Source organism: Streptomyces paludis, from assembly GCF_003344965.1.
Lineage (GTDB): Bacteria > Actinomycetota > Actinomycetes > Streptomycetales > Streptomycetaceae > Streptomyces > Streptomyces paludis.
The window spans coordinates 5,104,743-5,126,743 of the sequence record NZ_CP031194.1; the positions used below are offsets into that span (position 1 = coordinate 5,104,743).

Here is a 22,001-nt window from a genome sequence, read left to right on the forward strand (position 1 = left end):
GTTCTAGGTGCGTCCTAGGTGGCCTGTTTCCTACGGGTCGTGAATCGGACTGAAACGCAGTATTCACCCGATCGGCCCTTCTCCCGTCACAGGTCCCCCTTATGGTCTTCAACGACCGCACACAGCAGCGCGCCAGGGGGGAACCTGCGCGCCAGGGGGATCTGAGCGGGTGGACCGGCGGCCAGGGGGGCCTTGCCGCGGTCCGCCCCGGCCGAGGGGGGCCAATTGTTCCTGTCCGTGTTCACCGCTGCGCTGATTGCGGTGATATCCATCGCTTTGTTCTGGATGGCCGCCTTCACGCTCTGGTGGCAGATGCACGCCTGGCGTACGCCGGAGACACTGGCCGCCACCAGATTCGACCCGCCCGACGGCGGCCGGCAGGGTTCGTTCTCGCTGCTCCTGCCCGCCCGCCATGAGCAGGCGGTGCTGGAGCACACCATCGAACGGCTGCTGGAATCCAGCCACAGCGCATTCGAGATCATCGTCATCGTCGGCCACGACGACCCGGAGACCGCCGCGGTCGCCGACCGCGCCGCGGCCCGCGCCCCCGACCGGGTCCGGGTCGTCGTCGACACCCACGAGGCCAAGAACAAGCCCAAGGCGCTCAACACCGCGCTCCCGTACTGCACGGGCGATGTCGTCGGCGTCTTCGACGCGGAGGACCAGGTCCATCCCGCCCTGCTCACCCATGTCGACCACGCGTTCCGCTCCACCGGCGCCGATGTCGTCCAGGGCGGAGTGCAGCTGATCAACTTCCACTCCAGCTGGTACAGCCTGCGCAACTGCCTGGAGTACTTCTTCTGGTTCCGCAGCCGGCTCCATCTGCACGCGCAGAAAGGCTTCATCCCGCTCGGCGGCAACACCGTCTTCGTACGGACCGAGGTGCTGCGCGCGGCCGGCGGCTGGGACCAGAACTGCCTGGCCGAGGACTGCGATCTGGGCGTACGGCTCTCCAGCGTCGGCAAGAAGGTCGTTGTCGCGTACGACTCCGACATGGTGACCCGCGAGGAGACCCCCGACTCGCTGATGTCGCTGCTCAAGCAGCGCACCCGGTGGAACCAGGGCTTCCTTCAGGTCTACCGCAAGAACGACTGGCGCCAACTGCCCACGCGCGGACAGCGGATGCTCGCCCGCTACACCCTGATGACCCCGTTCCTCCAGGCGTTCACCGGTGTGATCATCCCGCTGAACATCTGCGTCGCGCTCTTTCTCGACGTACCGGTGACGATCGCGTTCATCAGCTTCCTGCCGCTGGTCACCGCCCTGGTCACCTTTGTCTTCGAGGTCGTCGGGCTCCATGACTTCGGCCGGCAGTACGGACTCCGGGTCCGGCTCGCGCACTACCTCAAGCTCGTCGTCGGCGGCCCCTTCTACCAGGTGCTACTCGCCGGAGCGGCCATCCGCGCCGTGTGGCGCGAGCACCGGGGGCGCAGCGACTGGGAGCTGACCAGCCATGTCGGCGCGCATCTCCGAGAGGAAGTCCACGCGTGACCTCCACGCTCCCCGCGGTGACACCGGACGCGGGTTCGAGAACGGGTATGGGTACGGACGGGCGGAGACCGCCTTCCGGACCTGACAGATCAGACGGCGTTACGGGTACGGGCACGGGGGCAGGGGCGGGGACGGACACGCGCGCCTCGCACACCCCGCACACCTCGCGCGCCCCGAAGCTCTTCGCCCGCCCCGTCGTCCGCTTCCGCCGCTCCCGCGCCGACCTCGTCCTCTGCGGCGTCCTCCTCCTCGCGATCCTCGCCGTCCAGGGCTGGAACATCCAGCACTACCCCACGCTCAGCGACGACGAGGGCACCTACCTCGCCCAGGCGTGGGCCGTCCAGGAGGGCCGGGGCCTCGCCCACTACACGTACTGGTACGACCATCCGCCCCTCGGCTGGCTCCAGATCGCCTTCCTGACCTGGCTGCCGGCGCTCCTGTCGCCCGACTCGATGACCGTCGCGACGATGCGCGTCGCGATGCTGCTCGTCAGCGCCGCCAGCGCGGTCCTCGTCTACGTACTCGCGCGCCGGCTGCTGCTGCCGCGCTGGGCGGCCGGGCTCGCGATGGCGCTGTTCGGGCTGTCGCCGCTCTCCGTGGTGCTCCAGCGGGAGATCTTCCTCGACAACATCGCCGTCATGTGGACGCTGCTCGCGTTCTGTCTCGCGGCCTCGCCCCACCGGCATCTCTGGCACCACTTCGCGGCCGGGATCGCCGCCGCCGTCGGGGTGCTGACGAAAGAGACCATGCTCGTCGTGCTGCCCGCGCTGCTTGTCACGATGTGGCGCAACAGCCACCGCGACACCCGTAAGTTCGCGCTGACCGGCGCCATCACCGCGTGTGTGCTGATCGGGCTCTCGTATCCGCTGTTCGCCCTGCTCAAGGGCGAGTTGCTGCCCGGTGGCGGGCATGTCTCGCTCTGGGACGGTGTGACGTACCAGATGAGCCGGCCGGGCTCCGGCTTCGTCCTCGACCCGGGCTCCGGTTCGTACGGGGTGCTCCAGTCCTGGCTCTACTACGACCGGGTGCTGCCGCTCGGCGGGATCGCGGCGGCCGTGCTGCTCGTGGCGGCCCTGCGCTGGTCGGTCACGGCGCGGGCGCTGGCGGGGCCCGCGCTCGCGGTGGTCATTCTGACGGCGGTGGCGATGCGCCCGTCCGGCTATCTGCCCGCGATGTACATCATCCAGGGGCTGCCGTTCCTGGCGCTGGTCCTGGCGGGCGCGGCGGCCTCCGTCAGCCATGCCGTGCTGCGCAAGTGGCGCCGTCCGGGGGAGGGGCGCGGGCTGTCCGCCGTACGGTGGACGGCGCTGGTGGCGCTGGCGGCGAGCGCCGCCGTACTCGTCGTACCGCGCTGGTACGACGGCGACCGTACGGCGCTGACGGCGGACGACAACGCGTCGTACCGCGCGGCGGCCGACTGGATGGCGACCGAGGTGGCGGACCCGTCCCGGGCGCGGGTGCTGGTGGACGACGCGCTCTGGCTCGACCTCGTCCACGCGGGCTACGAACCGGGCCTGGGCGCCATCTGGTTCTACAAGGCGGATCTCGACCCGGCGGTCACGAAGACCATGCCGGGCGGCTGGCGCGACCTGGACTATGTCGTCGCCTCTCCGACCGTACGGCGCGACGCGCGCGACCTGCCCAATGTGCGGGCGGCGCTGGACCATTCGACCGCTGTGGCCGTCTTCGGGGACGGCGAGGACCGGATCGAGATCCGGCAGATCGTGGGAGGCGACGAGCGATGAGCGATCTTTCCGAGAACGGCGCGGAGCTGCCGGGCGCGGGCGGCGGTAACGGCAGCGGTGGTAGCGGCAGCGGCGGTAACGGCAGTGGCGGTAGGGGAAGTGGTGGCAGCGGCAGTGACGGCGATGTACGCGGGCAACTGAGCCTCGGCGCCCTGGAGTCGACCGCCGTCGCCGAGCCGGGTGCCGTGACCGTCATCATCCCGACCTTCAACGAGGCCGGGAACGTACGGGAGTTGCTGCGCCGGCTGACCGACGCCGTACCGGCCAGGCTGCCCTGCGAGGTCCTCTTCGTCGACGACTCGACGGACAACACCCCGGCCGTCATCGCGTCGGCCGCGCTGGACTGCCCGTTCCCCGTCAACGTTCTGCACCGCGAGGAGCCGGTGGGGGGACTCGGCGGCGCGGTCGTCGAGGGCCTCAGGGCCGCCGGGTCGGACTGGATCGTCGTCATGGACGCCGATCTCCAGCACCCGCCGGCGCTCGTGCCCGACCTGGTCGCGGCCGGGGAGCGCGAGGGCGCCGATCTCGTGGTGGCCAGCCGGTATATCGAGGGCGGCAGCCGGGCCGGGCTGGCGGGCGGTTACCGTATCGCCGTCTCGCGCTCCGCGACCTGGCTGACGAAGGCGCTGTTCCCGCGCCGGCTGCGCGGGATAAGCGATCCGATGAGCGGCTTCTTCGCGATCAGACGGTCCGCTGTGGCTGCTGCGGCCGGTTCAGCGGCCGGGTCCTCGGCGGGTTCCGCGGCCGGGTCCTCGGAGGCTGCATCGGAGGGAGCGGAGGTGCTGCGTCCGCTCGGCTACAAGATCCTGCTGGAGCTGGCCGTACGCTGCCGCCCCGAGCGCCCGGCGGAGGTGCCGTTCGTCTTCGGCGACCGGTTCGCCGGTGAGTCGAAGTCGACGGCGAAGGAGGGCCTGCGTTTCCTGCGTCACCTGGTCGAACTCCGCACGGCCGCCCCGGCCGCCCGGATGGTCGCCTTCGGGCTGATCGGCCTGACCGGCTTCGTACCGAACCTGCTCGTGCTGTACGGGCTGACGGCGGCCGGGGCGCACTATCTGCCGGCCGAGGTGGTGGCCAACCAGTTCGGGGTGGCGTGGAACTTCCTGCTCATCGAGGGGCTGCTGTTCCGGGGGAGGCGAGCGCACCGGCACTGGGCGGACCGGGTGGGCCGGTTCGCGCTGCTGGCCAACGCGGATCTGCTGCTGCGGATTCCGCTGATCGCGCTGCTGGTGACGTACGCCGGGATGGGGGTGCTGCCGGCGACGGTGTGCGGGCTGCTGGCGACGTTTGTGCTGCGGTTCGTGGGGACGGAGGCGCTGGTGTATCTGCCGAAGCGGCAGCGGAGGGCGCCCCGGAAGGGGCGGGGGAAGGGCCGGGGGACGGTGGTGCGTACGGGCAGGCCGGGCGCGCCGGCCGAGCGGATGGAGACGGTCAGCGAGGCGAGCCGATGAGAACACGTACCGGCGCACGGCTGCGCTCCCCCTTCCTCTCCGACCGCACTCGCCCCTCCCGCCGCACCCGTACCGCCTTCCTCGCCGTCACCGCCCTCACCGGCGGTCTGCTGCTCGGCACCCAGCACCCCGCCGTCGCCGGCCCGAACCTGATCAAGAACCCGGGCTTCGAGACGGCGGGCACCGGCGCCGACGGGATGCCGTACTGCTGGGAGCGGTCCGGCTGGGGCGACAACGACTTCAGCTTCGATGTCGTGGCCGACGCCCATTCCGGTACGAAGGCGCTCAAGGTCGAGCTGACGCGCAGCGTCGACGGTGACCGCAAGGCGCTGATCACGGAGTCGGCGGCGTGCGCGCCGGCCGTGACGGAGGGGGCGCAGTACGACCTCTCCGTCTGGTACAAGTCGACGACTCCCGACGCGGCGATCACGGTCTTCCGCCATGACACGGTGGCGGGCTGGCAGTACTGGACGGACCTCAAGACCCTTGATCTGAGCGCCGGTTACCAGCAGGCGTCGGTCCGTACGCCCGTCGTCCCGCCCGGCACCGACCGGATCAGCTGGGGTGTCTCCGTCTACGGCACGGGCAGTGTGACCACCGACGACTACGCGATGGAGGAGGTCGTCGCGGAGCCGCCGGACCCGGTGTGCACGGGGACGGCCGAGGAGTGTGCCGACGGGAAGTGGGAGGTCCTGCCGACGGACAACCCGGTGCGCTCGATGCACTCGGTGGTGCTGAACAACGGCAAGGTGCTGCTGATCGCGGGTTCGGGGAACGACACCGACCTGTTCGAGGCGGGCACGTTCACCTCCGCCGTATACGACCCGGCGACCGGCTCGTACCGTACGATCCCGACGCCCGACGACATGTTCTGCTCCGGCCATGTCCAGCTCTCCGACGGCCGGGTGCTGGTGATGAGCGGCAACAAGGGCTATCCGTCGGCGGACGGCACGGTCGGCTACCAGGGCTACAAGGACTCGTACGTCTTCGACCCGGCCACCGAGACGTACACGAGGACGAACGACATGAACGACGGGCACTGGTACCCGTCGGCGACGATCATGGGCAACGGCGATGTGATGTCCTTCGGCGGGCTGCGCGAGGACTCCAGCGGCTCGGTGACGGCGGAGCGCTGGTCGGCGGCCGAGGAGAAGTGGCTGCCGCTGTGGCAGGTCAACCAGACGTGGTCGTACTGGGGGCTGTACCCGTCGATGATCCTGATGCAGGACGGCCGGCTCTTCTACTCGGGCAGCCATGTCTTCGGCAACGGCACCCCGGGCACGGGCGCGTCGATCTACGACTACGACGCGAACACGGTGACGGATGTCGCCGGGCTCCAGAACAAGGACGAGCGCGACCAGTCGGCGAGTGTGCTGCTGCCGCCCGCGCAGGATCAGCGGGTGCTGACGATCGGCGGCGGCAACATCGACTCGAACCCGGAGGCGAACCGCCTCACGGACCTCATCGACCTCAAGCAGCCCAACCCCACCTATACGCACGGCCCGTTGCTGCCTCAGGGAACGGTGGATCTCGGCACGGGCGCGGGCCCGCAGCCGCAGACGGGCGCGCAGGGCAAGATGTACGGCTCGGCGGTGCTGCTGCCGGACGGCAAGGTGCTGGAGACGGGCGGCGCACTGCACAACCGCGCCAACCCGGTGTTCTCGTCGTCCCTCTTCGACCCGGCGACCGACACCTTCACCCCGGTGGCCCCGGACCCGGAGGCGCGCGGCTACCACTCCTCCGCGTTCCTGCTGCCGGACGGCCGGGTGATGGCGACGGGCGACAACCCGGGCAACGGCACCTGGAACCACAAGGTCTCGCTCTACACCCCGCCGTATCTGCTGAAGGGCCCGCGCCCGGAGATCACCTCGGTCGCCGGGGACCACTGGCTGTACGGCGACACCCGGCGCATCACCGTCGACCGCCCCATCGTGAAGGCCGAGCTGATCCGCCCGGCCGCCGTCACCCACTCCTCCGACCCCAACCAGCGCTTTGTGGACCTGCCGCTGACGGTCGACCCCGACGACCCCCGCACCATCGACCTCAACGTCACCAGCAACCCCAACCTGGCGCCGCCCGGCTGGTACATGCTCTTCGCGGTCGACGCGGCGGGTGTCCCGTCGGTCGCCGAATGGGTCCACCTGGGCGGCCCGGCGGCCCTGGCGGAACGTGCGCTGGAGTCGGCGCACATCCACGACTTCGCGACGGACCTGGCGAAGCCCGAGAAGAAACCGCAGAAGCGGCGCGCGTCGGCGCCCGTACCCCCTCAAGTCGCGGGCTGCGACCGCCACTACGGCCCGCCCGACGTCTGCGTCCCCGCCACCTTCCCGGACAGCCTCGCCACCCCCGCCGCCCGCTGCGACTGGCTGGCCGCGCACGCGTACGGTCGGCTGAAGCTCAACGGCAGGGAGGACCCGCTGGGGCTGGACCGGAACGGGGACGGGCTGGCGTGCGGAAAGGGCGATGTGACGGGAGGCGGTGTGACGGGAGCACACCACCACTGACGCACGACTGACGGTCCGACGTCTGTACATGGGGCTGTTCCTCACCCGGACGGGGAGAGGACCAGCCCCGTCGACGCGAAAATCCGTGGACGGACCGGTGGAGGGGCACATACGGTGTGGCTCCACGCCCTGAGATGGCCGGAAGGAGGCGAGTGCCGTGCGGTTCACACCATTCATGCGCTCCCTTTTCCGCTGTCCCGGCGTGGTTCGCGAGTTCTGACCGGGAGCGCTTCACGCAGTCCGTATCCCGGAGGAATTCCATGACCGGTCCGGTCATCATCCGCGCGCTCTCCGCGAGCGACGCCCATCTCTTCGACGCACTCCCCGACCCGCTGGACGCCCGCGAAGGCCATCGGCGTACGCGCTTCCGCCCCGACTGGAAGCGCGTCGCGCTGCGTGACGGCGAGGTTGTCGCGCGTGGTGCGTGGTGGGGCGGCCCCGACGACGCGGAGCCCGTCAACATCAACTGGTTCGATGTGGCCGAGGGCGAGGAGGCGGCGGGGGCCGAACTCCTGCGCTCCGCGCCCTGGCGGGTCGAGCTGGAGATCAACCTGCCCGGCGGCCGACGGGACGAGCCCATTCTGCGCGCCGCCGCCGAGGCGCGCTTCGCCGCCGCGCGGGCCGCCGGTTACGAACTCCTGGTGGAACGCTTCCTGTACCGCTGGACCCCGGAGCGAGGACTGCCCGAACGGCCCGGACGCCTGCGCTTCAGCCCCGAACCCGACGACGCCGTGTTCTTCGACGCGCTGCGCCGTATCCACTCCGCCACCCTGGACGCTCACGCGATCAGCGCCATCGCGGAGGGCGGCCTCGACCGGGCCGCCCAGGAGGAGCTCGACTTCTTCCACTGGTGCCCCTCCCCGCGGGAGTGGTGGCAGCTCGCACACACCCCGGACGGCGACCTGGCCGGCATCCACATCCCGGCCCACAACCCCAGCGGCCCGACCATCGGCTTCATCGGAGTCCTCCCGGAACACCGCGGCCACGGCTACGCCTACGACCTCCTCGCGGAGTGCACCCACTACCTCGCCGAACGCGGCGCACAGTACGTCAGCGGAGCGACGGACCAGGGCAACTTCCCCATGGCCGCCCACTTCACCAAGGCCGGCTTCCCCATCATCAGCGAACGCGTCAACTTCCACCCGATGGCTACTGACTAGGGTGCCGCTCATGCTCTTAGGCTGGGACTGACCTCCCTGGGCATCGGCCACACCCCAGGGGTGCGGCCGCCGGAGCCGGCCGTGGCGCGACCGGCTCCGGACCGCGTGCTCAGCCGATGGTCTGCCGTGTCTTCCAGTAGCTCGCCGGCGCGATGATCTCGGTGCCGCTGCCGGAGAGGGCCGTCTTGCTGCCTGTGTAGAGGCGTACGGATCCGTTGGCGAAGACCGCCCAGATGTCGGGGATGCCATCCCCGGTGACATCGGGGGTGCCCATGAGATGCGGGATGGACGAACTCAACCAGCCGGAGGCTCCGTACTGAGCATCGGTTCCGGTACCGGAATTCGCCGCGGAGGTAAGCGAGTTGAAGTCGACGCCGCCCGAGGCCGCCTTGATGCCGGTACGCAGGAGCAGCCGCCCGGTGACGTCGGACCGGTAGACGATGTCGGTGACACCGTCGCCGGTGACGTCGAGGACGGTGACGAGGTCGCGGTTGCCCCAGGCGGAGCCGGAGAGCCGCGTGGCCGTCTCGACCGTCGCGCCGTTGTAGCCGATGAGCACCCACAACGCCTCGCCGACGGTGACGAAGAAGTCGGCTTTGCCGTCACCGTTGGCGTCGCCCGCCGAGACGATCTGGCTGAAGGTGTCGGGGGCGGGCGCATTGGCCGGGAGGAGGATCTCGCGGCGCTTGCTGATGTTCACGGCGCCGTAGCCGTCGCCGGGGTAGACCCAGAGCTTTCCGTTGACGCGGACAATGAGGTCCTGGATGCCGTCGCCGCCGTACACATCCCCGTTGTGGGTGATCAGGGCATTGTTGAAGTGGGCGCTCGGAGCCGAGACGAAGGGGGCGAGTTTGTCGCCGTTGGGGTCCTTGTTCGGGTTGTCGCGGTACGCGCCGGGCATCGAGTAGCCCAGTTTCCCGCTGACCTTGGTGAGGTCCTTGTTCATCTGTCCGGCGTACAGCCCCAGATTTCCCTTCTCCGTGACGGTCATCAGGTCGGCTATGCCGTCCCCGGTGAAGTCGCCGGGGGCATCGGCCTTCGACTTGGGCGCGACGTAGAAGAAGTACTTGGTCGGGACGGATACGTTGCCGGCGCCGTCGACAGTCCGTACGAAGAGCACGTTGGGGCCGGCCGACGGGGGCTTCGCGTCCTTGATGGTCGCGCTGACCGTCGTCTTGGTTCCGTCCTTGCGAGCGAGGGAGAAGGGGTAACTGGAATCGTTGAAGCCGTACTCGTAGGCCACGACGTCTTCGTTCAGCGCGCGGAAGGTGAAGCTGCCGGCGGTACCGAACTTGATCTTGCTCCAGATAGTGTCCTCTTCCTTGTTGCCGAAGCCATCGTTGTCCTCGTCGGCGTCGGGGAAGTCCTTCGACGTGACCTCGGGCGGGGTGGGCGCCTTCGTGTCGAAGACGAAGCGGCAGGGCACCTTCTTCGGCGAGTAGCCCGAGGTGGCGCCGATATCATCAAAAGCCTGCACCCGCCACGAGTACACCGTGCCGTTGGTGAGCTTGCTGGTGGAGAAGGAGTTCGTGGTGACCCGGGCGCTTCCGGTGTTTATGCCGACGGACACCTTCCCGGTCGACTTGAGCAGGTCACCGGTGGCGGCCCACTTGCCGGTCGGCCACAGATCGAAGTCCAGATAGTCGAGGTTCTTGTCCTTGTCGGTCGACGATGCGGTGAAGGTGATCTCCCCGGCGGCCATCCGTGCGTACGGCTTGGTCGTGGTGCACTTGGCCTCGGGGTTGAGGTAATGGCCGGTGGGGGCGGTGGGACGGCGGTTGTACTCGATTTCGAGCCTCGGGCTGAAGTCGCTGTTGGCGGCGAACTTCTTCCAGGCGTACTGGGAGTCCTCGTTGACGGCGCGCATGCCGAAGGTGATGGTTTTCCCACCCTTGTCGGCGGCCTGCTGGGCGGCCTTCTTGACGTCGAAGTTCTCGAACGCGTCGGGGCAGCTGGATTTCCAGCCGTGCGCGAAACTCTTGGTACTGATCTTGTTGCCGTTGTGGAGTTTGGGGGCGTTCTTCCAATTGGTCTTCGAGTCGATCTCGCCGGTGAGGTGGACGCTCATGGCCCGCTCGCTGCACGACCAGGCATAGGTTTCCAGGACCGTCAGCTTGGCCGATTTGATGACCGCGCCCTTGATGGTCCCGTCCGTGTCGAAGTCGAGGTTGAAGAAGGAGCGTGAGGTGCCCCAGGTGTCGGACTCGAAGCCGACCCGCGCCTCGTGGGTACCACCCTTGTTGAAGCCCTTGCCGTTGTAGAAGGTCGCCTTCGGGTAGCGGTTGTAGACCGTGGTCCAGTTCTGTATGCCCTTCTTCACCGAGGGATCGATGAAGACAGGAAAGACGGTGGACGGGTCGGAGAGGAGGTTCTTGTCCGGGGTGATGACCCAGTTACCGCCGGAGAGATCCGTTTCGACCAGCGCGCCGTGGGAGTCGGGGGACGGACCGTCGAGCGCGGGCAGCGACAGGGTGGCGGCCGGCCCGCTCTTCGACGGTTCCGGTGTCGGCTCCGGAGGAGCGGTCGGCAGGGGTGTTTCGGAGACCGCCGGAACGGGCTCGTCGCTCGCGGTCGGCAGCTCCTCCTCGTCCTCGTCGGTCTGTTCGTCGGACTGGGGCTCGTCGTCGGCGTCGGCCGAGGGGGTCTCCTCCGGCTCCTCGGGCTCCTCCGGCTCGGACGGCAGCACCTCGGGACCGGTGGGCTGCGCGGTCGCACCCACCTCGCTGTCGGTGACGGCCGGAGCCCCGGCGTTGTCCCACATCACCGGGGTCGGTGACATCGCGACCTCGTCTCCGTAGGCGTTCTCGGCGCTGACGATGCCGGAGGAAGGGTCGAGCCGGAAGGTGAGGGTGGGGGAGGAGAGGCCGTACGAGAGCTGGGCGACGCGCGGGTCGGCGGCGGCGGTGCGGTTCTTCACCACGAGGAGCTGGGCGAATCCCTCGTCGTCGGCGGTGAGCACCAGATCCGCGCCGGGGATGATTTCGGGATAGAGCGCTCGGTTGGTGTCGATGATCGGTTCCGGTATCGGTCCCGGCCAAGTGAGCCGAATGTCATGGCCGTTGGTGTGCAGGGTGACCAGCGGACTCGCCACTCCGTCCGCCTTCGCGGTCGTACCCTTCAGCAGCGAGACCCGGTGCTCCGACGCACGAGACGTACGCGCCTCGCGGTCTCCGTCCCCCTTCCCGCCGGTGTTCTCCGAGCCGGCGGAGAACACCATGCCGGTGTTGGTGGCCCGGGGTTCCCAGCCGCGGTCTGTGCGGTGGAGTGACCGGTCGATCGGCTTCCACTCGCCATCGACCTTGGCGCGGATCGGAGAGGAGTGAACCTCACGGAGCATCTGCCCACCCGGGCGGGCCCAGGTGGTGGAGTTGGCGGTTCGCAGGGAGGCGACCTCCACTCGCTTGCCGGTCTTCGCCGCAGTGGTGATGGCATCGCTCTCGCTCGCCGCCGTCCCCGCCGTCCCCGTCGGCCCCGCCGACCGGGACGGCGGCGGAGCACTGCCGGACCCCGGATCGGCCCCTCGCAGACCCACGTAGGTCAGACCGGTCGCGGCGACGGCGACCGCGCAGGCCGTGGCGATGGTGCGCCGGCCCGGCAGGCGGAAACGGCGTGGCGGCGACGACATGAGTGAGATCCCTCCCCCTTGGCCCCGGTGGCCCGGTGGATCGCCGACCGGAGAAACGACGCTCCTCGCGCGAACCCGGGCAAAGGAGTCCGAGAGCACGGAACAAGCGAGCAGATCATGACCCATCGGTGAACATCCGTCACCCTCCGCGGAGCCGGCCGGCCTCCGGTGTGGAGCGCGGCTCGGCCGGAGCCGCCGCCTCGCTCACTCCTTTCTCGTAGCGGCACGGCCACCCGAGAAGATGTCATAAGGGTGCAAAAGGAGTGAATCTCTCGAACAATTATCCGATGGTGAGGTGTTTCTGGTGTGGTGACCGATGCGGGTCATGTCGCCGGTTGGCGGCCTTTTTGATCGGATGCCTCACGATTCCCGTTCCCTGATGGGTAATTGATCTGCTACCTACCGTGATGATGATCACGTAGTCGCTTTTTCCCTGGTTTTTCTTCACAGCGCCCCCACAGAATCAGCCCGTTCTTGCATGACGTCCTGTGCGGCCCAGCCCGGTGCCGTGCCACATGGTCCGGGGGGATCTGGCGTGTCTCGTCTGTCTGAAACTCGCCGTCGTCGACGCCGTGTCCGCCGCACCGTGGTGCCCGCCGTGGGCCTTGCCCTGCTGGTGACCCTGCTGCCGGCCCAGGCGTTCGCGCTGCCACCGGATCCCGAGAGCGTCGGACTCACCGAAGTGTTCCTGGAGGAACTCGACCAGGAAAAGGAGATGCCGGGCACGATCGTCGACAAGAACCTCGAAAGCCTGAAGACCGAGACCCCCAAAGACCTGGAGCAGGCTCCCACCGGCACGACCACCGTGCCGCCCGCCGCCAGCGGTGAGGTCACCTTCGGCTCCGGAACGGCAACGGCCCCCGCCCGTACGGTCCGTACCGACGGCACGGCCTCCCCGGCAGCCACCCCCGTCGGGAACCTGCCGGTCAGCCTCGGGCAGGCAGAAGGAGAGCCGACGCCCACCGGCACGTGGAAGGTCGCGGTGGCCGGCCGCGCGGAGACCGTGGAGCGCGGTGTGGACGGCGCGGTGGTCACCGTGCAGGCACCGCCCGCCGGAGTGGTTCCGGTGTCGGTGCGGTTCGACTACAAGAAGTTCAAGAACCTGTACGGCGCGGACTGGGCCTCACGGCTGCGCCTGGTGCAGTTCCCCGAGTGCTACCTCACCACGCCCGATGTCGAGGAGTGCCAGGAGTACGAGGAACTGGAGTCGGTCAACAACACCCTCGACGGCACCGTCACCGCCACGGTGGACCCCGCAGCCGAGGGCCTGGCCGCGCCCGTCTCCGCGCCGTTGTCGGCCAGTGACAGCCGTCCCACCGTCCAGCAGGCCGCGTACCGCGGTACGACGAACACCGTCGCGGCGGCGGCCGGTGGCTCCACGGCCGTACTCGGAGTCACCGACTCCGGCGCCGGAGACGGCGGTTCGTTCAAGGCCACCCCGCTCGCGTCCAGCGGAAACTGGGCCGCCGGCGGCTCCTCCGGCTCCTTCTCCTGGTCGTATCCGCTGACCGTGCCGCCCACCCCCGCCGGTCCCTCGCCGAACATCTCGCTGAACTACGACTCACAGCAGGTCGACGGCAAGACCGCGGTCTCCTCGCCCCAGGCGTCCTGGATCGGCGAGGGCTGGGACTACGAACCGGGCCACATCGAGCGGCGCTACCGCTCCTGCAAGGACGACACCAAGAAGCTCAAGGCCGGTACGCCCAACAACACGGCCACGAAGACCAAGACGTCCGACCTGTGCTGGCTGTCGTACAACGCGGTGATGTCGCTGGGCGGTCGCACGGTCGAACTGGTCCGGGTGGGCACCACGAACCTCTACCGCCCGCAGAACGACGACGGCACCCGCGTCGAGCTGAAGACCGGCGGTACCAACGCCGACGACGACGGCGAGTACTGGGTCGTCACCACCCCCGACGGCACGACGTACTACTACGGTCTGAACGCCGTTGGCGGTGGCCATGCCAACACCTCCTCGGTCTCCACCGTTCCTGTTTTCGGCAACCACCCCGGTGAGCCCTGCTACGCCGCCACCTTCGCCGCCTCCCGCTGCGGCGCCGGCAAGCAGCAGGCATGGCGATGGGGCATGGACAAGGTCGTCGACGTCCACGGCAACGCCATGGTCGTCAACTGGAAGCAGGAGACCAACTACTACGCCGTCAACAAGAAGACCAAGACACCGGAGAAGTACGACCGCGCCGCCTACCCGCTCTCCATCGAGTACGGCATGCGCGCCTCCGACCTGACCAAGCCCTCGGCCACTGTCGAGTTCGGTGTCAAGCAGCGCTGCCTCAAGAGTGCCACCGCCTGCGACGCCGCCAACTTCGCCAAGACCGACGACCCCGGCGCGTACCGCCCCTGGTGGGACACGCCCGGCAACCTCAACTGCAAGTCCAACTCCAAGCTGTGCCCGGCCTTCCCCTCCTTCTGGACGCAGCTGCGGCTCGACACGATCACGACGAAGGCGGCCCGCCCCGGCCAGAGCGGGCTGGGCAAGGTGGACACCTACACACTTCGCCAGTCCTTCCCCGCGGAGTGGTACGACACCTCGCCCGGCCTCTGGCTCAACTCCGTGACCCGTACGGGTTTCGCGCCCGGGGACACGACCGGCACCGTCCAGTCCGCGGACGGCGTCAGCTTCGGCCACTACACCGTCGGCTCGTCCTCCCCGTTGCGCGACCGGCTGCGGGACCGTCAGCTTCCCAACCTCGTGACCTCGGGATCGGGGACCAAGAACCCCGGATTCACCCGCCCGCGCATCGGTGTCGTCGCCACCGAGAACGGTGGGGACATCGAGGTCGAGTACACCGGCGGCTGCGCCGCCGAACCCGCCACCGACAAGGGAAAGAAGAACGACACCTGCTACCCGGTGCGGTGGTCCCCGGACGGTGATGTGAAGAAGCCGGCCAAGGCGTGGTTCAACAAGTATGTCGTCGACTCGGTCACGGAGAGGGACCGGGTCACGTCGTTCGGCAAGAACGTCAAGACCTCCTACACGTACACCTCTCCTGCCTGGGACAAGAGCGACGACGAGTTCACGCGGCCGTCACTGCGCACCCACAGTGTGTGGCGCGGCTACGGACAGGTCGCCGTCACCCGGGGCAGCAAGTCCAGCTCGGAGCAGGGCGACCCGAACTCGCAGTCGTACACCGTGACCCGCTTCTTCCAGGGCACGGGCGGCGCGGTCAAGGACTCCAAGGGCGCGGTGGAACTGCTCGCCGACGACGCGGTGCAGTTCGCCGGAATGACCGCGGAGACGCTCACCTACGAGCATTCCGAGGGCCGGCTGCTGAAGCGCGCCCTGACCTTCCCCCGGTCGAAGCAGACCGCGTCCCGCGCACGCGAGGCCGAGGACGGCACGGAGATGGATCCGCTGCTCGCCCAGCGTGTGTGGGTGGCGCGCACCGACGCCATTCAGAGCGTCGAGAGCAGCTGGCAGGCGGTCCGGACCGAGACCACCGTGGACGACACGTACGGGCTGCCCACGCAGCTGGAGATGTCGGTCGTCAAGCCCAACGGAACGGGTGAGACGCGCAGTAACCAGGTCTGCGTCCGGACGACGTATCTCCACAACACCTCCGCCTGGATCATCGGCAAGGCCAGGGAGACCCGCTCCACCGCGACGCCCTGTTCCGCATTCGACACGGCGGACCCCGAGACGCAGCTGCTCAGCTCGGTCCGTACGTCCTACGACGACCAGGCGTGGGGCACCGCCCCGACCAAGGGCCTGGAGACCACACTGGCGGAGATCAACGGCACGGGCAGCGCCCACTCCGTGACCACCACCAGCTCGTACGACGACCTGGGCCGGCTCCGGAAGGTCAGCGAGCCGCTGAGCGGCACGTCGGAGACCGTCTTCACACCGGTCGGCGGTGGCCCCGTCACCGCCGTCAAGACCATCAACGCGATGGGACACACCTCCACCACGACCTACGACCCCGGCCGCGCGCTGCCGCTCACCGTCACCGACACCAACGGCCGCGTCACCCGTACCGAGTACGACGCGCTCGGCCGGGTCGTCAGGGGCTGGTCCCCGTCCCGCGCTGGCAGCAAGAACGCGGACGTGGAGATCGCCTACCAGCCCGCCGTCGCGACGAATAAGGTGACGACTCCGGCCGCCGTGACGGTGAAGTCCCTTGAGGACGACGGCGGTTACTCGCACCAGGTGACGATCTACGACGGTCTGATGCGCCAGGTGCAGACCCAGAGCGAGGCCCACGGCGCGGGCCGGATCATCAGTGACACCAAGTACGACGACCACGGCCTGGTGCGGGAGCAGACCAGCGGATACCTCGCCAAGGGTGGTCCGGAGACCAAGCTCTTCGCCCGTAAATCGGAGTCACTGGTACCGAGCAAGGTCAAGACGCGGTACGACGGCATGGACCGAGTGGTCCGCTCGTCCGTCTACCACGGCGCGGGCTTCAAGTACGCCACGTACACCACCTATACCGACACCACGGTCTATGTGAAGCCGCCCGGCTCCAGCGTTCCGGCGACCAAGAGCTACACCGACGCGATGGGCCGTGTCACCTCCGTACGGCACTACACCGCGGCCGACGGCGTCTCGTCCTACCGGACGACGAACTACACGTACGACGCCCGGGGAAACCAGACCAGGGCCACCGACCCGGCCGGAAACGCCTGGACGTTCAGCTATGACGTACGGGGACGGCTCACCGCTTCCACCGACCCCGACACCGGCTCCAGCTCCTTCGGGTACGACGACGCCGACCGCCAGATCCGAACCACCGACGCGCTCGGCAAGAGCCTCCACACCGAGTACGACGTGCTGGGCCGCACCACGGCGATCCGTGAGGGCTCGGCCACCGCCGCCCCGATCAAGGAGTACAAGTACGACACCGTGTCCGGTGCGGTCGGCCTGCCCGCGGCCTCGATCCGGCGCGACGCGTCCAAGGCCGAGTACATCAACCGGATCACCGGCTACGACACCGACTACCGGCCCACCGGCCGGGAGACGGTCATTCCCGTCAACTCGATGACGACCGGGCTCTCGGGCACGTACGCCTACTCCTACGCCTACACGCCGACCGGGAAGCCACTGTCGGTCACGCTCCCGGCCAAGGGCGGCCTGGCGAAGGAGAAGGTCGTCACGCGCTACGACGACGACGGCCTCCCGGAGTCCACTTCGGGTATCGACTGGTACACCTCGGACGTCACGTACTCCCCGTACGGCGAGGCCCTGCGCAGCGTCAACGGCTCGCAGCCGGGCCGGGTCTGGACGACGAACTTCGTCGACCAGCACTCCGGCAGCCTCCAGCGCACGGTCACCGACCGGGAGAACGGCGGCGTCGGAGAGCCCCGAGTCTCCGACAGCTACTACTCGTACGACGCCTCGGGCAAGATCTCCTCGAACGCCCGCAAGCTCACGGAGACGACCGGCTCCTCCACCTGGGACAACCAGTGCTACACCTATGACGCGCTGGGCGAGCTGGTCCATGCCTGGACGTCGAACATCACTCCCAACCAGGGCGGCACCGGATGCCGCTCCTCGGGCGGCACCAACTGGGGCTACACCAAGACGGGCGCCCCCTCGGGCGGCCCGGTCGCCGACGCCCCCACCCTCGCCACGGACGCGGCGAGCCCCAGCACCAGACTGGCCGCCTCGCTGACCACCGCGGCCCCACTCGCCTCGACGGTCTCGACCGGCACCACCGCCTACCGGCAGACGTTCACGTACGACTGGCTCGGCAACCGCGCCACGCTGACGGACCACAACACCGCCGACGCCACGAAGAACACCACCTTCAAGTACGGCTACGGCACCACGGTCGCGGGCCAGAGCCTCGTCCAGCAGCCGCACATCCTCACTTCGGTCGCCTCCACACCGACCGGCCAGGGCAGCGCCTACTCGAACAACAAGGTGGGCAACACCACCCTGCGCGACCTCGCCAAATCCACCCAGAGCCTGGAGTGGACGGCCGAGGACCAGCTCGACACGATCACCGTCGACGGTGTCACCACCCGCTACGTCTACGACGCCGACGGCAACCGCCTCCTGGAGAACTCGCCCACCGGCTCCACCCTGTACCTGGGCGAGACCGAGCTGACCACCGACTCCACCGGCAAGATCACCCGTGCGTCCCGCGCCTACGCCCAGGCCGGCGCACCCACCGTCGTACGCACCACCACCAACGGCGCGAGCACCGGCCACCAGCTCAACGTCCTCATCACCGACGCGGTCGGCACCGCCAATACCACCGTCAGCCTCACCACCGGCCAGAGCGTCACCCGCCGTGCCTTCAAACCGTACGGCGAGACCCGTGGCACCAAACCCGCCACCTGGCCCAACAAACGCGGCTACCTCGGCTCCGGCATCGACGACACCGCCACCGGCCTGACCCACCTCGGCGCCCGCGAATACGACCAGGCGGCAGGCCGCTTCCTGAGCGCCGACCCGATCATCGACATCACCGACCCGCTCCAGATGAACGGGTACGCGTACAGCAACAACAGCCCGATCAGCAGCAGCGACCCGACGGGGCTGTGCCCGGCGGACATCTGTGGCCACGGAAAGCAGAACCCCTCACAGCACTACGGCGGAGGCCCGAAGGATCCGCCCGCTGACAACAAGAACAGCGGCAACTCGGGCTCCTCCGGCGGTTCCCAGAAGACGGTCACCTTCACCCAGACCGAGACCGTCACGGTGACCAAGCCCGAACCCTGCGGCGGGCTGTGCAAGATCGGCGGCTGGTTCAAGAAGTACAAGACGGAGATCATCACGATCACCGTCGAAGTCACCGTCGGCGTGACTTGCGGCGCCGTAGCGGTGGGCGCCGGCGCAGTCACCGGTGGAGTCGGCGCAGTCGCCGTCGGAGCGAGCTGCGGTGCCATAGCCGGTGCGGCAGGAGCGGCCGTCGGTAACGCCATGAACTCCGACGCCGACCACAGCATCGGGGGCTACGGCGCAGCCATCGGCAAGGGCGCCGTCATCGGCGGCATCAGCGGCGCGGCAGGCGGAGCGCTCGGCAATGTCGCCGCCAAGGGAATCAAAGCCGTCGGCTCAAAGCTCGTCAGCAGAACAGGCGGAGCCAAGGCGGGCGGTGCCGTAGCAGGCGCCAAGGCGGGATCGAAGACGGCAGCAAAGCCGGTCCAGGCATGCTTCCTTGCCGGCACCCCCGTCCTCCTCGCCGACGGCACCACCAAAAACATCGAGGACATCAAGGTCGGCGACCAGGTCCTCGCCACCAACCCCGCAACCGGCGAAACCAGCGCCCAGCCCGTCACCGAACTCCTGCCGAGTGAGGGCGACAAGGAGCTGAACAAGCTCACCATCGCCACCCCCGACGGCAACAAGAACATCACCGCCACGGCCGAGCACCCCTTCTGGGCACCCAAGGAAAACGCCTGGATCAACGCCGCCGACCTCAAACCCGGCACCACCCTCCACACCCCCAACGGCACCACCGCGCGCATCGTCCGGAACGACGCCTACACGGACCACGTCCGCACCTACAACTTCTCGGTCGCCAAACTCCACACGTACTATGTTGTCGCGGGGAAGACACCGGTCCTGGTCCACAATTCCTGTGGCCCGGATATGGGCACTGCTGCTCGTGCCGCTGCAAAGCAGGCGCCGGAAGATGCCACGATGGCTTCGGTTGCACGCATTAAGGGCACGGACATGACGGAGGTTGGCTATTCCGGAGCTTCCTCTCGTCCTGCCTACCTGGAACCTGAGATTCAGAAGGCTGCTGGAGATGGCGGGCAGATGTTTGGGGGCGATGCGGCCAACTGTGCCGAAATACGCGCCTGTAATGCGCTGTTTGCCAATCGCGCGGCTGACTTTGAGGACATGTTCGGACGTTCGCTTGAGTTCAGTGATATCGAATTTCTCACTGTCAGAAGTTCTACGGGCCTACCCGAGGCGGCGTGTCTATCCTGCCAGAGTGTACTAGTGAGGCGTGGCGCGACTGACCTATCGGTCGGAAGGTGAGCATGGAGATGGCTATCTACGGACGGGGTCGCCAGTTGATCGAAGCGGCAGGCTGGAGGCCGGGACGCGCTACCGATGTCTCTGGGCTCGTCCGTGAGATGAGGCTCGTTGGTTTCGATGTGCCGACTGTGGCGCGCCGATTTTTGGAGGAGTTCTGGCAGCTTCGGATCGAGCACCCGCCCAGCATCGAGTTGAATGGCGGAGAGATATTCTGTTGGACCGAGTTTGACCCCATGAGGGTGTGCACTGAGCGTGACGTGAGGATTGCTGGGCGCTGTTCAGGGGTGGCTGGTGAATTCCTGTGCCCTTTGGGTATTGACGCGTTTCACCTCACTGTTTACTTGTCGTCGTCTGGAAAATTCTTCGCCGGTATGGACGCCTCGGTGTTCGCATATGCGGACCGAATTGACGAGTTCTTTTTGAAGCTGGCTGATGGATCCAGGCCGCAGCTCATAGGGAATTGGGGGCTATAAAGCAGCCGTTCGATGCTTCCGAGAAATTGCAGCGGCTCCACCGAGAGGCTTCCGGTGGGGCCGCTGGGGTGTCTGGCGGCAGTAGTTGACGGCGACGTCAGCGGGACGGGTGGTGTACAAAGGGGTGGTTCGTGGGTAATCGGCCCAACAATTCCTTGATCGCGACTGAAGGACTTCATCGCCGCGAACGAGGACTGCTTGACCGTCTTCCACTTCCCGTCCAACGATCGGGAGCCCTGTCAGGATTATTTCTGGCGAGGTATCCGGAGGCGGGGCAGTAGAGCGGCCTCCGGCCGCAGGGCCTCCTGGGACCGGACCGCGTACAGGCCATCGCACTCGCCACCGCGCAGGTGGCGATCGAGCGGCTCAGCGAGATCGCTGCCCATGCGCGGATGTCCGCCGGGCTTGCTGGCATTGCCTGCTAAGGGCGACAGGCGCGCGCCCTGATCGCGTAGGTGATCAACATGCTTGAGTGGGGACGGCCGGTGGGGCTGGGGCCGGGTCGGTCAGATGGGGAAGTTCCCGCGCTTGAGCGACGTGACGAATGACGACCAACTGCCGACGGGGGAGGTGAGAGCCGCTCCGTGTGGGGTTTTGCTGTCCCGTACGGCGGCGGAGGTGGTGCTGGCGAGGTCGGCGACCTCGACGCAGTCTCCGCCCGAGCCGCTGTAGCTGCTCTTGCGCCAGGCCGCGCCGTGCAGGTCGAGGGTGGTCATCCGTGGTTCCTCTCGACTTCCCTGCGGGGCGTATCCGCGAGATCAGGTCGAGGCTGTCCCCTGGGCTCAGGGCGATCGACCGGAGTGCATCAAAGATGAGCGTATATTCCTCGGTCTCCGACGGGGTCTCCATGTAAAGCGTTCCTGTGCGGTGCTCCACGCATCCGACGTCCGAGAAGGCCAGGTTCGGGAAGCTGAACAGGACGAACGACCCGAACAGGCCGGCGTGGGCTCCCGCCCGGTCGGCGATGATCTGGAGTTCACGCCTGGACGGTCCGCCGTCTTGGGCAAGTGCTCAAGCTGCCTGTCCATGACCTCGGCGCTGTCCACTCGGAGTCGCGATGCCACCTCCCCCCGGATCACGCACAGGCTGGGCGGTTTGGCGCCGGTCGGTGCCCCTTGGCGCTCGATCCCTGCTGTGACGAGTGCCTTTACTCCGTCGTGGGTCAATGCAGTCTGAAGCTGCGTTGATGACTGCGCGAGCATAGGTGGGTGTTTGCAACAGGCCCGCGGCCAAGGTGGACTGAAGCGATCGGATGTAGTGCGAGGTCTCCTCGTACCCGATGAAGCCGAAGTGTTCAGCCGCGTCGTCGAGTGTCTTGTTGGTCCGGGGGCGTGGACAACGCTTCGAAGGAGCGTCATCAATGGTGAAGTTTATTGTCCATCTCTTCGAGGAGCCGCTGTTGCGGCGAACTGTCGTGGAGGTCGTCTGACGGGCGGCGACGGAGAGCGGCGCGCCGTTGTATTGCGGTGGAGTCGGCACCCTCGGTGTGTTGGGCTCGGCCCTGCTGATCCTCTCGGAGTTACTCACCAACGCGGCACGCGCACGTGTCGCCCGGGCGGGAGATCGAGACGTGGTACGTGCCACGTGCCTGTGGTGGGCTG

Annotated in this window: 10 protein-coding genes and 1 pseudogene; 7 read left to right on the plus strand and 4 right to left on the minus strand. The window is 68.0% G+C overall.

Translation table 11 applies throughout. From position 1 onward, the window contains the following. The first annotated feature begins 285 nt into the window (after positions 1 to 285). The 5 genes from DVK44_RS22630 (at position 286) to DVK44_RS22650 (ending at position 8,348) form a co-directional block, all read left to right on the plus strand. Positions 286 to 1,491, plus strand: a complete 1,206-nt coding sequence (locus DVK44_RS22630) for a glycosyltransferase (RefSeq protein ID WP_408055410.1) — start codon at positions 286 to 288, stop codon at positions 1,489 to 1,491. After that, positions 1,488 to 3,236, plus strand: coding sequence for an ArnT family glycosyltransferase (locus DVK44_RS22635; protein WP_228447324.1), 1,749 nt, complete (start codon positions 1,488 to 1,490; stop codon positions 3,234 to 3,236). Before DVK44_RS22630 ends, DVK44_RS22635 begins: the two co-directional genes overlap by 4 nt. Then, positions 3,233 to 4,684: a glycosyltransferase gene (locus tag DVK44_RS22640; protein WP_181957502.1), complete on the plus strand. Its 1,452-nt coding sequence runs from the start codon at positions 3,233 to 3,235 to the stop codon at positions 4,682 to 4,684. Before DVK44_RS22635 ends, DVK44_RS22640 begins: the two co-directional genes overlap by 4 nt. Next, positions 4,681 to 7,188, plus strand: coding sequence for a galactose oxidase-like domain-containing protein (locus DVK44_RS22645; protein ID WP_114661311.1), 2,508 nt, complete (start codon positions 4,681 to 4,683; stop codon positions 7,186 to 7,188). Before DVK44_RS22640 ends, DVK44_RS22645 begins: the two co-directional genes overlap by 4 nt. A gap of 260 nt (positions 7,189 to 7,448) precedes the next feature. After that, positions 7,449 to 8,348, plus strand: coding sequence for a GNAT family N-acetyltransferase (locus DVK44_RS22650; RefSeq protein WP_114661312.1), 900 nt, complete (start codon positions 7,449 to 7,451; stop codon positions 8,346 to 8,348). 109 nt (positions 8,349 to 8,457) lie between these two features. Here DVK44_RS22650 and DVK44_RS22655 read toward each other — a convergent pair whose 3' ends face one another. After that, positions 8,458 to 11,973, minus strand: coding sequence for an FG-GAP-like repeat-containing protein (locus DVK44_RS22655; RefSeq protein ID WP_114661313.1), 3,516 nt, complete (start codon positions 11,971 to 11,973; stop codon positions 8,458 to 8,460). A 598-nt stretch (positions 11,974 to 12,571) separates the two neighbouring features. Here DVK44_RS22655 and DVK44_RS22660 point away from each other — a divergent pair. Both DVK44_RS22660 and DVK44_RS22665 read left to right on the plus strand, forming a co-directional pair. Then, positions 12,572 to 19,927, plus strand: a complete 7,356-nt coding sequence (locus DVK44_RS22660) for a polymorphic toxin-type HINT domain-containing protein (protein ID WP_228447325.1) — start codon at positions 12,572 to 12,574, stop codon at positions 19,925 to 19,927. A 2-nt stretch (positions 19,928 to 19,929) separates the two neighbouring features. Next, positions 19,930 to 20,400: an SUKH-3 domain-containing protein gene (locus DVK44_RS22665; RefSeq protein WP_114661315.1), complete on the plus strand. Its 471-nt coding sequence runs from the start codon at positions 19,930 to 19,932 to the stop codon at positions 20,398 to 20,400. Between the two features lie 506 nt (positions 20,401 to 20,906). On the opposite strand, the gene DVK44_RS22670 is transcribed toward DVK44_RS22665, so the two are convergent. The 3 genes and pseudogenes from DVK44_RS22670 to DVK44_RS37950 form a co-directional block, all read right to left on the minus strand. Next, entirely contained in the window at positions 20,907 to 21,116 is a 210-nt protein-coding gene (locus DVK44_RS22670) for a DUF397 domain-containing protein (protein WP_114661316.1), read from the minus strand. Between the two features lie 94 nt (positions 21,117 to 21,210). Then, positions 21,211 to 21,479: pseudogene (locus tag DVK44_RS37945) on the minus strand (Scr1 family TA system antitoxin-like transcriptional regulator); the annotation flags it as partial. After that, complete coding sequence (locus DVK44_RS37950; protein ID WP_408055352.1) at positions 21,412 to 21,984, minus strand: Scr1 family TA system antitoxin-like transcriptional regulator; 573 nt, start codon at positions 21,982 to 21,984, stop codon at positions 21,412 to 21,414. The pseudogene DVK44_RS37945 and the gene DVK44_RS37950, both read right to left, overlap by 68 nt. Between the last annotated feature and the right edge of the window lie 17 nt (positions 21,985 to 22,001).

Coding starts and splice junctions, on each gene's coding strand:
- DVK44_RS22650 (WP_114661312.1), top strand. CDS start 7,449: ATGACCGGTCCGGTCATCATCCGCGCGCTCTCCGCGAGCGACGCCCAT.
- DVK44_RS22645 (WP_114661311.1), top strand. CDS start 4,681: ATGAGAACACGTACCGGCGCACGGCTGCGCTCCCCCTTCCTCTCCGAC.
- DVK44_RS22665 (WP_114661315.1), top strand. CDS start 19,930: ATGGAGATGGCTATCTACGGACGGGGTCGCCAGTTGATCGAAGCGGCA.
- DVK44_RS22640 (WP_181957502.1), top strand. CDS start 3,233: ATGAGCGATCTTTCCGAGAACGGCGCGGAGCTGCCGGGCGCGGGCGGC.
- DVK44_RS22630 (WP_408055410.1), top strand. CDS start 286: ATGGCCGCCTTCACGCTCTGGTGGCAGATGCACGCCTGGCGTACGCCG.
- DVK44_RS22670 (WP_114661316.1), bottom strand. CDS start 21,116: ATGACCACCCTCGACCTGCACGGCGCGGCCTGGCGCAAGAGCAGCTAC.
- DVK44_RS22655 (WP_114661313.1), bottom strand. CDS start 11,973: ATGTCGTCGCCGCCACGCCGTTTCCGCCTGCCGGGCCGGCGCACCATC.